Annotated in this window: 12 protein-coding genes; 6 read left to right on the plus strand and 6 right to left on the minus strand. The window is 38.7% G+C overall.

Annotation, left to right across the window (positions count from 1 at the left end; all coding sequences use genetic code 11):
• Positions 1 to 26: 26 nt before the first annotated feature.
• The 4 genes from upp to BLR83_RS05540 form a co-directional block, all read right to left on the minus strand.
• On the minus strand, positions 27 to 656 hold the full coding sequence (gene upp / locus BLR83_RS05525) for a uracil phosphoribosyltransferase (protein WP_021142946.1): 630 nt from the start codon (positions 654 to 656) through the stop codon (positions 27 to 29).
• A gap of 149 nt (positions 657 to 805) precedes the next feature.
• Positions 806 to 1,969 carry a MalY/PatB family protein gene (locus BLR83_RS05530; protein WP_074560775.1) on the minus strand — a complete coding sequence of 388 codons (1,164 nt, stop codon included), beginning with the start codon at positions 1,967 to 1,969 and terminating at the stop codon, positions 806 to 808.
• Position 1,970: 1 nt separating this feature from the next.
• Positions 1,971 to 3,065: a cystathionine gamma-synthase gene (locus BLR83_RS05535; protein WP_074560776.1), complete on the minus strand. Its 1,095-nt coding sequence runs from the start codon at positions 3,063 to 3,065 to the stop codon at positions 1,971 to 1,973.
• Between the two features lie 267 nt (positions 3,066 to 3,332).
• Positions 3,333 to 4,967, minus strand: a complete 1,635-nt coding sequence (locus BLR83_RS05540) for a putative polysaccharide biosynthesis protein (RefSeq protein ID WP_074560777.1) — start codon at positions 4,965 to 4,967, stop codon at positions 3,333 to 3,335.
• A gap of 96 nt (positions 4,968 to 5,063) precedes the next feature.
• Here BLR83_RS05540 and BLR83_RS05545 point away from each other — a divergent pair, with 96 nt between their 5' ends.
• The 5 genes from BLR83_RS05545 (at position 5,064) to BLR83_RS05565 (ending at position 10,475) form a co-directional block, all read left to right on the plus strand.
• Complete coding sequence (locus BLR83_RS05545) at positions 5,064 to 6,515, plus strand: UDP-N-acetylmuramoyl-L-alanyl-D-glutamate--L-lysine ligase (protein WP_074560778.1); 1,452 nt, start codon at positions 5,064 to 5,066, stop codon at positions 6,513 to 6,515.
• Positions 6,516 to 6,681: 166 nt separating this feature from the next.
• Positions 6,682 to 7,464: an ABC transporter ATP-binding protein gene (locus BLR83_RS05550; protein WP_074560779.1), complete on the plus strand. Its 783-nt coding sequence runs from the start codon at positions 6,682 to 6,684 to the stop codon at positions 7,462 to 7,464.
• A 19-nt stretch (positions 7,465 to 7,483) separates the two neighbouring features.
• On the plus strand, positions 7,484 to 8,416 hold the full coding sequence (locus BLR83_RS05555) for an ABC transporter substrate-binding protein (protein WP_074560780.1): 933 nt from the start codon (positions 7,484 to 7,486) through the stop codon (positions 8,414 to 8,416).
• A 35-nt stretch (positions 8,417 to 8,451) separates the two neighbouring features.
• The gene (locus BLR83_RS05560) at positions 8,452 to 9,474 is read left to right on the plus strand and encodes a FecCD family ABC transporter permease (RefSeq protein ID WP_074560781.1); all 1,023 of its coding nucleotides are present in this window, start codon (positions 8,452 to 8,454) and stop codon (positions 9,472 to 9,474) included.
• Entirely contained in the window at positions 9,471 to 10,475 is a 1,005-nt protein-coding gene (locus tag BLR83_RS05565; protein ID WP_074560782.1) for a FecCD family ABC transporter permease, read from the plus strand. Before BLR83_RS05560 ends, BLR83_RS05565 begins: the two co-directional genes overlap by 4 nt.
• A gap of 28 nt (positions 10,476 to 10,503) precedes the next feature.
• Here BLR83_RS05565 and BLR83_RS05570 read toward each other — a convergent pair whose 3' ends face one another.
• Both BLR83_RS05570 and BLR83_RS05575 read right to left on the minus strand, forming a co-directional pair.
• Positions 10,504 to 11,157, minus strand: coding sequence for a DUF1803 domain-containing protein (locus BLR83_RS05570; RefSeq protein WP_074560783.1), 654 nt, complete (start codon positions 11,155 to 11,157; stop codon positions 10,504 to 10,506).
• A complete protein-coding gene (locus BLR83_RS05575; protein WP_074560784.1) occupies positions 11,141 to 11,665 on the minus strand; it encodes a YiiX/YebB-like N1pC/P60 family cysteine hydrolase in 525 nt (174 codons plus the stop codon). Before BLR83_RS05575 ends, BLR83_RS05570 begins: the two co-directional genes overlap by 17 nt.
• A gap of 108 nt (positions 11,666 to 11,773) precedes the next feature.
• Between BLR83_RS05575 and yaaA the strand changes: the two genes are divergently transcribed.
• The gene (gene yaaA, locus BLR83_RS05580; protein WP_074560785.1) at positions 11,774 to 12,505 is read left to right on the plus strand and encodes a peroxide stress protein YaaA; all 732 of its coding nucleotides are present in this window, start codon (positions 11,774 to 11,776) and stop codon (positions 12,503 to 12,505) included.
• Positions 12,506 to 12,516 lie beyond the last annotated feature (11 nt).

Genomic DNA, 12,516 nt, shown 5'->3' on the forward strand with positions numbered 1-12,516 from the left:
ACCTTTTTTATTAAGCCTTTAGCTTATTATTTTGTACCGAACAAACGGTCACCAGCGTCACCAAGACCTGGTACGATGTAACCATTTTCGTTAAGTTTTTCATCAAGAGCAGCTGTGTAGATATCGATATCTGGGTGAGCTTCTTGAAGAGCTTTAACACCTTCTGGAGCAGCTACTAGGCAGATAAATTTGATGTTAGCTGCACCGCGTTTTTTAAGAGAATCAACTGCCAAGATTGCAGAACCACCAGTTGCAAGCATTGGGTCTACAACAAAGATTTGACGTTGATCGATATCTTCTGGTAATTTCACAAGGTACTCAACTGGTTGCAAAGTTTCTTCGTCACGGTACATACCAATGTGACCAACTTTAGCCGCTGGAATAAGGCTCAAGAAACCATCAACCATACCGATACCAGCACGTAGGATAGGAACAATTGCCAATTTTTTACCAGTCAATTGTTTTTGAGTTGTTTTTGTGATAGGTGTTTCAATTTCAACATCTTCCAAAGGAAGGTCGCGAGAAACTTCATAACCCATAAGCATTGCGATTTCGTTAACCAATTCGCGGAAATCTTTAGTTGAAGTTGTTGTACGACGTAAAATTGACAATTTGTGTTGGATTAGCGGATGTGAGATAACTTGGAATTTTCCCATGATTGTACTCCTTTATACTGAATTTAGTTTAACCTTACCAATTATAGCAGAAAATAAGGAAATTTGCTAAAATTTTATGACGAATGTCACATTTTTTAGCGAAAATTGCCAAAAGCATCACAAAAAAGCAGGCATCAGCCCGCTTTTTCTTATTTTCCAAAGACTTTAGCAATGCGCTCGCTAGCTTCCTTAATGGTTTCAAAAGGCGTTGCTACATTTAAGCGTGCAAAAGTCTTGCCTTCTTTACCAAAATGCGCCCCATCATTTAAGACCACTTTGGCTTCTTTTTGCAATTTTTCCCCAAGTTCAGGTTGCTTAATGTCATAAGCAGAGAAATCTAACCAGACCAGATAGGTTCCTTCTGGTTTCATAACCTTGATTTTAGTATGCTTTTCGAGATAATCTGTCAGATAATCCACATTTTCTTCAATCACTCTTTTGAGTTCTTCTAACCAAGGTTTACCGTATCTAAAAGCTGTTTCTGTGGTAATCATGCCAATGGTTGGAACTTCGTGCTGGTTATTGGCCAACTGAACACGTTGAAATTTTCGACGAAGGTCTGGATTTTGGATAATCGCAAAGCTATTTTTAGTTCCAGCAATGTTAAAAGTTTTTGTAGCTGAGGCCAAAGCAATGGCAAAATCTTTGAAAGAGTCATCAACAGTATTAAAGGAATGATGCTTGTGACCAAAGAGCGCTAAATCTTGGTGGATCTCATCCGAAATTAAAATCACACCGTGTTTGCGACAGAGGTCTCCAAGTTTTTGCAACTCATCACTTGACCAAACACGTCCGCCAGGATTATGTGGACTACAAAAGACATAAAGTTTAACTTGATTGTCTACGATGTCTTTTTCCAGTTGATTAAAATCAATCTCAAAATGCCCATTTTTAATCTGCAAAGAATTTTCAACTAATTTACGATCATTAAGACGAATGGTTCTGGCAAAAGGATAATAAACTGGCGAATTAATCAAAACTGCATCACCTTTTTCAGTAAATGCCTGAATGGCTACCGAAATGGCAGGTACAACACCATCAATAAACGAAATATCTTCTTTATTAATCGCATAGCCGTGCTCTTCTTTTTCCCAATCAATGACAGCTTGGTAAAGAGAATCTTTAAAATAATTATAGCCAAAAATGTGTTCTTGACCGTAATCAATAATAGCTTGTTTGATTTCTGGAACTGGCAAAAAATCCATATCTGCTACCCATAACTGTAGCAAATCAGGATTGTTTTCTGAGCTCTGCCATTTGTAAGTAAATTGTTTCAAACGATTTGGTCTTGTTGTAAAATCGTATTTTCCCATACTATCCCTCCAAGGCATTTTTTAAATCATCAATCAAATCCTCAACATCTTCGATACCGATTGACAAGCGCAGCAAATCATTCGTCAAACCGTAAGAAAGGCGAACAGCTTCTGGAATATCAGCATGGGTTTGTGTCCTTGGGTAAGTAATCAAACTTTCCACACCCCCAAGACTTTCTGCAAAAGTGATGATTTGAAGGCTATTAATAATGTGAGGAATTTTTTCTTCATCAACTACTTTAAACGAAATCATGCCACCTTTTCCAGTATAAAGCACCTCTTTAACAGCTGGTGAATTTTCCAAAAAAGCTACAATGTCATGAGCATTTTCGGTAGCTTTTTCCATGCGAAGTTTGAGCGTCTTAAGCCCTCGCATCAGCATGTAAGAATCAAAAGGTGAAAGGGTAGGTCCTGTCGTATTGAGATTATAAAAGAGCTTATCATAAATGGCTTGGTCACTGGTAATCACCACTCCAGCTAATACATCATTATGCCCTGCTAAATATTTTGTCGCAGAATGCACCACGATATCCGCACCAAGCTCAATCGGATTTTGATAAATCGGACTATAAAAGGTGTTATCAACCACTAACTTAGCCCCATTTTTATGCGCAACCTCTGCTACTTTTGCAATGTCAAATTCAATCATCAAGGGATTAGTTGGTGTTTCAAGGTAGACAATGTCAGTCTCTTCAGTAATTTCAGCTAGAAGCTTCTCTTGTGTGTTGGCATAAGTAAAGACAAAACGTCCTTCTTTTTCTTTGTCATTAAACCAACGAAAGGAACCGCCGTACAAATCACGCGCAGCAACCACCTTTGCTCCAACAGGAAAAATTTCAAGTGCTAGAACAATAGCACTCATGCCTGATGAAGTCGCTAAGGCATAATCAGCTTTTTCAATTGCTGCAAGGGTCTTTTCAAGGGTTGCGCGTGTCGGATTTTTTGTTCTTGTGTAATCAAATCCCGTTGATTTTCCAAATTCTGGGTGCTGATAGGTCGTCGAAAAATGAATCGGCGCTGCAAGAGCTCCCGTTGCTTCATCAGATTTAATACCAGCATGCGCTAAAATTGTAGCCAATCGACAGTCACTTGTCATAATAATCCCCCTTCTCATCTCAAAACATAACGTTCATTCAAAATTTATAGACTATATTCTAACATTTATTCTCAAAAATTAGTGTGCTTTTGTTATTCTAATTCCTGATAGTTAGCTATAAGAAAAAACTATAACTTATTGAATTAAAAAAGCCCAATGGGATTGATTCGCTTCTCTATTTCTAAGCTCATGAAAAAACAGCCCAATGGGCTTGATTCACTTCTCTATTTCTAGGCTCATGAAAAAACAGCCCACTGGGCTGTTTTTTTATTCTAAATGGAGTTTTTTACGTAGTGTTTTTGCTTTACTGCCAATTAATTTATCAAGAAGGTGTGTTGCTAAGGCTAGGAATCCATAGACAGCAACTCCAAGTGCTCCCATAAGAACAAGGTAAATCACACTGCCTAGGCGTGTCGTTGGACTGATGAAAAAGTGAAGTCCAAATGTTCCTAGTACAACGACAACTCCCATGATAGCCGTCAAAATACAAACTAATAGAATCCCACGCCACAAGGCTTTACGATTAAACTGTGTTACGGCATGAATTTGGTTGAACATCAAAACAATTGGAATCATCAAGCCAATTGCTGTTGATAAGAGTGGACCATAAGCTTTAAATAAAAAGATAAACGGCACTTGTAAAACAATCTTAACCACCAAACCATAAGCAAAATAATTGATGGCTTTGCGATTTTCAAAAAGAGCTTGTAGCATTGGTGCAAGTAAACTATAAAGGGCTAAGAAAATCACTTGAATCAAGGCTACAACAAATAGCCAAAGTGCATCGTTATTTGGTGCACCGTAGAAAAGAGTGTAAAGTGGCTGTGCCAAAATAATAGCTCCCATCATTGCCGGTAAAAGCACCATGCACAACATTTGCAAACTATTAATCACCAAACGTGCCGCAGCTTTTTTATCTTTGTTGACAAAGTTCTCTGTCAAAAGCGGAATACCTGCACCGCCAATCGCAGTCGCAAGCGAGATTAAAATCATTGTTACCTTATTTGGGTTACTTGATAGGTAAGCATACAAGATTTGCAATTCTTTCAAGCTGTGTGACGTAAAGAGTTTCATTGAATTAATGAAAGACCATTGGTCAACCAATTGGAACAATTGAATAGCAGCTCCAGTAATGATAAATGGAATAGCTTCTTTTACAGTTTCAATGATAATGGCATTAGCATCAATGTCAATATCCTCAGTCTCCTTAGCTAAAATAGCTTGAAGTTTTCCTTCTTTCCAAAGGAAGAAAATCAAGACCATGACGCTGGCAATCATCCCAATAAAGGCTGCAAAGGTTGATTGAACAACCGCTGAAACGTAATCACCCGAACCAATTTTCATAATCATGAAGGCTGTCAATAACATCCAAATCACGCGGATGACTTGTTCAGCAATTTGGCTCATGGCATATGGTTTTAAATTATTAAATCCTTGGAAGAAGCCACGAAGCACACTCATTGATGGAAAGAGCAAGACTGCCCAAGATAGACTTTTCATGACGCGAATCAAATCGTCGCCACCACCACTCCAAGCAGCTTGAATTGGTGCTCCAAGATACATAATAGCCGCAAAAATAAAGCCGAGTACCAAGGTTAATTTTAGAATTTTACGTAAGAGATAATAACTTGTCTCTTCCTGACCAAGTGTATTATACTTAGACACTTGCTTAGCTATTGCCACGGGAATCCCTGCTGTTGAAATAAGTAGGAATACCGCATAAATATTGTAGCCCATTCCAAAAAGAGCATTGGCTTGTTCAGCATGAGTCCCCATCCAAGCGTACCAAGGAATAATGTAGAAGGCACCCAAGAGACGACTGATGAAGTTTGAAGCTGTTAACCAAGCAGCTCCACGCACCATCTGCTGTTGCTGTGTCACGTTTGTTTTGTTTTCAGACATAGTATTCTTCCTAATTTTAAAAATAAGCGTTACATTTTATTATAAACTTTTGCTTGTGACTTGTAAAACATAGACATTAAGTCTAAAATAGAGTGTATGATTACACTTGAAAAAACCCTCGAAATTCTGAAAAAAGACCATAATTTCCGCGAAATCATCTTCCACAATCATTACAGTCTAACTTGGAAGGAAAATCCTAGCTTTTCAAAAATCAGTTTTGACAGTCGTGATGTCGATAGTTCAACCCTTTTCTTTGCTAAAGGGGCAACTTTTAAAAAAGAATACCTTGAACAAGCTATCCAAAAAGGCTTACCTTTTTACGTCAGCCAAGTTGACTACGAACTTGATATTCCTGCGATTATCGTAACAGATATAAAAAAAGCCATGAGTTTGATTGCCATGGAATTCTACGGTCACCCAGAAGAAAAACTAAAAATCATTGCCTTTACTGGAACTAAAGGGAAAACAACAGCGGCTTACTTTACTTACAACATTTTGAAACAAAGCCATAAACCTGCCATGTTTTCAACAATGAACACAACACTTGATGGTAAGACATTCTTCAAATCAAAATTAACCACACCTGAAAGTCTTGACCTCTTCAAGATGATGGCAACTGCTGTTGATAATGGCATGACACACCTTATCATGGAAGTGTCTAGCCAAGCTTATCTTGTTGATCGTGTTTACGGCTTAACTTTTGATGTCGGAGCATTTCTTAATATCAGTCCAGACCACATTGGACCGATTGAACACCCAACATTTGAAGATTACTTCTACCACAAACGTCTGTTGATGGCAAATAGCAAAGCTGTTGTTGTCAATGCAGGCATGGATCATTTTAAAGTCGTTGCTGAGCAAGTTGCTGACCTTCCGCATGATTTTTACGGTAAGGATTCTGATAATACTATTGAAAATGGCAGAGCTTTTGACTTTGACGTGACAGGAAAACTAGCTGGACATTACGACATTCAACTCATTGGTTCCTTTAACCAAGAAAATGCACTAGCTGCAGGTCTCGCTTGTCTTCGTTTAGGGACAAGCCCTGAAGACATCAAAAAAGGAATTGCTGAAACAAGCGTGCCAGGTCGTATGGAAGTCATTACTCAGGCAAATGGTGCCAAAGTTTTCGTTGACTACGCTCACAACGGTGATAGCCTTGAAAAATTATTATCTGTTGTTGAAGAACATCAAGCTGGAAATCTTCACCTCATTCTAGGAGCGACTGGTAATAAAGGTGAAAGTCGCCGCGCTGACTTTGCTCGTGTGATTAACGCTCACCCAAATCTTCAAGTCATCCTAACCGCTGATGACCCTAACTACGAAGACCCTAAAGCTATTGCAGACGAGATTGCTAGCCAAGTCAATCGACCACTTGAAATCGAAGTCGACCGTGAAAAAGCTATCGCAAAAGCTATGTCACTCACTCAAACCGCTGATGATGCGGTTATCATTGCTGGTAAAGGTGCTGACGCTTACCAAATCGTTAACGGTGAACGCACAGCTTATGCTGGTGATATGAACATCGCCAAAAAATACCTTAACTAAAACGATTACAATTACTATTTAGAATTATTCTAATTAATTAAAATTTTATAAAAATATTTTTAAAAAAGGCTTTTCAGAGGCCTTTTTTCTTGTTACAATGAAAAAACAATTCTCGATTTTTTTGAGACTTGTAACCACATTCATTTTTTCGAGAAAGGAGGCCACCATGTCAGAAATTCGTGCTGAACATATCACTATTGCTTATGATGATAAAACGATTATTCAGGATTTATCAACCAAGATAGCTGACGGGAAAATCACTACAATCATCGGGGCAAATGGCTGCGGTAAATCAACCTTACTAAAGGCTTTGACACGGATTCAAGCGGTAAAAACTGGGCAAATCTTAATTGACGGCAAAGCCATCGCTGACTTGCCAACCAAAGAAATTGCAAAGCAAATTGCCCTGCTCCCACAAATGCTTGAAGCTACTGAAGGCATTAGCGTCTATGAGCTCGTGTCTTACGGTCGTTTTCCTCACCAAAGTTATTTTGGACAGCTAAGCGATATTGACAAAGCTAAAATCAAGTGGGCAATGGAAATGACAAAAATCACTAACCTTGCTAATAAAAAAGTCGATGCCTTATCCGGTGGACAACGCCAACGCGTTTGGATTGCCATGGCATTAGCTCAAGATACTGAGACGATTTTTCTTGATGAACCGACAACTTACCTAGATATGAATCATCAATTGGAAATTTTGGAATTGCTGAAAAAACTTAACCAAGAAGCCCATAAAACCATCATCATGGTTTTGCACGATTTGAATTTATCAGCGCGTTTTTCTGATAACTTAATTGCCATAAAAAACGGTGCTATTTGCTATCACGGTCAGGTTGAAGAAATAATGACCACTGATATTTTAAGAGATATTTTTAGCATCGAGGCACAGATCGTTCAAGATCCGATTCATAACTGTCCTATTTTGCTGACTTATCAGCTCACATAAATTTCAGGAGACCTTAGACATGAAAAAGTTTTTTGTCGCTTTAACAACATTTCTAGCAACGCTTATGCTGGTTGCTTGTCAAAATAACTCATCAACTTCAGATAACACTGAGCTATCAAGCATGCCTAAAATCACAGGATTTTCTTATCAAGGCGATATTCCTAAAAATCCTAAAAAAGTCGTTAACTTTGCTTACTCTTACACTGGCTACCTTCTTGAACTAGGCGTTAATGTGTCTAGTTACTCACTAGATTTAGAAAAAAATAGTCCTGCTTTTGGAAATGAATTAGCTGACGCGGTGAAATTAACCTCAGATGATACCGAAGCAATCGCTGCGCAAGAGCCAGACCTCATCATTGCTTTTTCAACTGATGAACACCTCAAAGAATTAAAAGATATTGCTCCCGTCTTAGTCATTGAATATGGTAAGAGCGATTATCTTGAAATGATGACTAATCTTGGAAAAGTCTTTGACAAAGAAGACAAAGCTCAAAAATGGCTTGATAATTGGAAAACGAAAACCACTAAAGCTAAAGAAGAGCTTGCACCATACCTTGATGCCTCAACAAGCTTCACTGTGATGGATTTTTATGACAAAGCTATCTACCTCTATGGTAATAACTGGGGGCGTGGAGGCGAATTGATTTATGATTCACTTGGCTTTTCTGCTCCCGAAACTGTCAAAAAAGACGTCTTCTCAGCTGGCTGGTTTGGCATTTCACAAGAAGTACTTGCTGATTATGTCGGCGACTATCTTGTGCTCAATGTCAGCAAAGACACCAATGACGCTGCTGCTTCTCTAAAAGAAAGTGATGTTTGGAAAAATATTCCAGCGGTTAAAAATCAAAAAGTACTTGAAGTTGATGAAAATCTCTTCTACTTCTCTGACCCAATCTCACTTGATAAACAATTAGAAACTTTCACAGCAGCCATTAAAAAAGCTAACAGCTAATGATTATGACTCCCTTCTCTGAAAAAGGAAATCTCATGAAAGAAGCGAACTTTCTTATTCAGAAAAATAAGCCAAGTAAACCTTGGCTTGTTTTTTTCAGTATTGCAATACTTTTTATTCTGGGTTGTTACTTAAGTCTGCGTTTTGGGGCGGTTGCTTACACTAATCAGCAAGTCTTTAGTGTTTTAAGAGCACCGTTATCTGATTCAAACCTACAAGACGTGATTTTTGATTTGCGGTTGCCAAGAATCCTTGCTGCTATTTTAGTTGGAGCAGCTATGGCTCAATCTGGTAGCATCATCCAAGGGGTGACAAGAAATCCCATTGCTGACCCTGGGCTTCTTGGAATAAATGCAGGATCTGGGCTAGCCTTGATTGCTGGTTATGCCATTTTTGGTAGCATGCACTACAGCATGACACTCTTGCTTTGTCTGATTGGTGCTAGTCTTTCTGCTTGCTTGATTTTTGGAATTAGCTACCATCCTCAAAAAGGCTACCAGCAAACTCGGCTCATTTTAGCGGGAGCTATGATTTCGACTCTCTTTTCATCTTTAGGTCAAGCACTCAGCTTGTATTTTGATTTGTCAAAAGCTGTGATTGGCTGGCAAGCTGGTGGACTCGCTCAGACCAATTGGAAAATGCTTGCCATCATTGCTCCTTTTATCCTAGTCGGTCTGGTCTTAGCGCAGCTAATGTCTCATCAATTGAACATTCTCTGCCTTGATGAAACCGTCGCTAAAGCTTTGGGACAAAAAACGCTGGCTACTAGCATTTGTCTGCTTAGTATTGTTCTTATTCTATCAGCAGCTGCTGTTGCTTTGGTGGGAAGTCTTGCATTTCTTGGTTTGATTATCCCTCATTTTATCAAACTTTTTGTCGCTAAAGATTATCGTGTGATTCTTCCACTCACGGCATTTGCTGGCGCGACTTTCATGGTTTGGGTTGATTTGCTTAGTCGAGTCATCAATCCTCCAGCCGAAACACCTCTGAGTGCCATTATCAGCATCGTTGGGCTTCCTTGCTTTCTTTGGTTGGTCAGAAAAGGGGAAAATCTATGACGTCTAAGCAAAAACGAACAAGCCAATTACTTCTCCTTCTTCTTAGCTTGCTAGTTATTTTCCTACTTTCTTTATCCATTGGCTACGCTAATACCTCCTTTATTAAAGTCCTTCAAGTCTTTTTGGGGCAAGCTGACACTACAATGTCTTTGATTGTTTTTAAAATCAGGCTTCCTCGTATCTTAGCTTGTATGCTTGGTGGGGCTTCTCTTGCCATGTCAGGAGTCTTGTTACAAACCCTAACTAAAAATCCTCTGGCTGATTCTGGAATTTTGGGAATTAATGCGGGAGCTGGCTTAGTCATTGCTATGATGGTTGGCGTGCTAGATATCACAAATCTTACTAACCTAACACTCATGCCTTTCTTAGCCATGCTTGGTGGTTTCTTAACAATCAGCATTGTCTACGTCGTTTCTCACCGTAAAAATCAGCCAATTCAACCAACACGCTTAATCATCTCAGGTGTAGGGATATCAAGTTTGCTTTCAGGTGTTATGGTGTCTGTCGTTGCCAATCTTGATGTCGGGAAAACCGATTATGTCGTCTCATGGTTAAGTGGCAAAGTAAGCGGTGGAAACTGGCAATTACTGGCTATCATGTCACCTCTTCTGGGGATTATTTTGGGAGTGACTTTGTGGCGCAGCTACCGTCTAAACATGATGATGTTTAGCCAAGAAACGAGCATCGCTCTCGGTCTTGACCTAAAGAAAGAACGACTTTGGACTCTTACGCTTTCAACATCTTTAGCCGCATTTAGCGTTGTGCTGGTTGGAAACATTACTTTTGTCGGCTTACTTTCTGGTCACATCACGCGCCGCTTATTTGGAAATGACCACCGAATCGTCCTACCTGCTAGCATGCTGATTGGTATGATTTTAATGCTGATTGCAGATACCATCGGACGAAGCCTACTTGTCGGGACAGGTATTCCGACAGGACTGATTATTTCAGTGATTGGAGCCCCTTATTTTCTTTATCTCATGATAAAAACAGCAACATAAAAATCTGGGCACACCCAGATTTTTTGCTTTATTTTCTTGTAAAAATTAATGTCTCTTTATCAAATGTCATGTTCAATTGGTATTTGCCTTGGTCATTTTTTCGAATGTAATCCAATTTTTCCAAAGCTTCCACAAAAATATCTGGTCGTTTTTGAGCGACTTCGTCTTTTCTTGCAAATTTCAATAGAAAAGTAGTCATGTATTTCAAAGCGTATTGCGGATTAACATCTCCAAGCAAATCAAACAAAACTTCTTGTGCTTTTGACATTGGTAAATTCTCAGCTAGTTTGAAAAAGTAGTTAGAAAGCGTCAATTCATCTCGAGCAATGCTTGTTTTTTCAACAAGAACCAAGTCATTTGTCTCATTGTCTAAATGTGTTTCAAAAGAAAGTTTCTTCAACTCAGCATATATTTGGCTCTCATCATCCACAAAAATCTGACTGTCTAAACTGATATTTTCAAGAGAGTTAAGCAATTCAAAACCAATTGTATAGCGTTTGTTATCACGGATAATATAACCTGCTTGGACATATTCCTCAATCAAACGATCAATTTTTGGCACTTCTTGAAATTTAGCTTTGATTTGGCGCAAGGTCACATCATCTGTCTGGTACAAAAAGTTAACCAAATCCTTAAAGAAAGTTTGTCGTGTTAATTTATCTGGATTAAAAATGATAATCATGTAATTCTCCTAAATACTGTAAATCCTCTGATTGCGATAGCTGGCTAGGATTGGTTCCTGCTTGATTTAAAGGCACAGCAAGTCCCAATTTATCATAATAGGTCTGCCAAAAATCTGAAATCACGTGCTGGTCATCCCCAAATTGCATAGGAATGGTCTTAAAAATTGGCAGAATTTCTGCAATATATTGCGAACAATAATAAGCGCCATTATCTGGATAAAAGCTATCATTATAAGGTCTTCCAAGTAAGGCCTTTGCTGCCACCAGAACTTGCTCTTGATTGATTTTGGGATAGCGATAAACCGAAACAAGCTGTTCATGTGTAAGCAAAAACTCTCTAAGATTTTCTCTGACAACACCTTTATTTTTTGTCGCGTGGTAAATCATCTGGTCAAAATAAATCGCAACATGACTGTACTGTCCTGTCGCTTTCTGAATTGCCTGAGACATGGCTTGATTGTCACGCATAAAAAGCAAGTCACCAGCTTGCAAGTCTTGTAGTTTCATATGTTAATTGTAACAAAAAACAAAGTGTCCTGCTATAAGAAGATTTGCTACGACATTTATGAGGACTTATCTTTGAAGAAATTTTTAAGTCTGTGCTATAATGCCAGTATGAAATTACTTATCCCTAACGCTAAAGAATTAAATACTAATCAAGACGCTTTTACCAACCAAAACTTAGAATCAAAAAGCAGAGACATTCTTGAGACCATGCTAGATTACTCTGTAGAAGATTTGGCTAATTTTTACAAAATCAATCCAGTCAAGGCTGACCAGGAATGGCTGCGCTGGCAACGAATTGCTAACAAAGATGCCAGATATTACCCAGCTTGGGTGCTTTACGACGGACTCATGTACCGTTACTTAAAGCGTCAAAATGTCAGCCAGACTGAGAAAGATTATCTCGATAAGCACCTTCGCATTGCAACAGCTTTTTACGGTCTAATCAAACCGACAGAACTGATTGCACCACACCGACTTGACTTTCAAGGCAATCTCAAAATCAACAATACCTCATTAAAACAATTCTGGCGAGAAGATTATGACAAAGACGTGCAAGATGATGACCTTATCATCTCACTTCTATCATCAGAATTCGAACAGGTCTTTTCACCAAACATCCGTAAGCGCATGATAAAAGTTATCTTTATGGAAAATCGATCTGGCAAACTCAAAATCCACTCAACCATTTCTAAAAAAGGACGAGGACGCTTGGTTTCACTCATGGCTGAAAAGCAAATTGAAACACTTGATGACCTCAAAAAATTAACTTTCGACGGTTTCTCATTTGCCAAAGACCATTCAGATGACAAAACCATCACCTTTATCCGAGAGGAAGAATAACATAAAAAAGA

Source organism: Streptococcus equinus (assembly GCF_900101445.1).
Lineage (GTDB): Bacteria > Bacillota > Bacilli > Lactobacillales > Streptococcaceae > Streptococcus > Streptococcus equinus_B.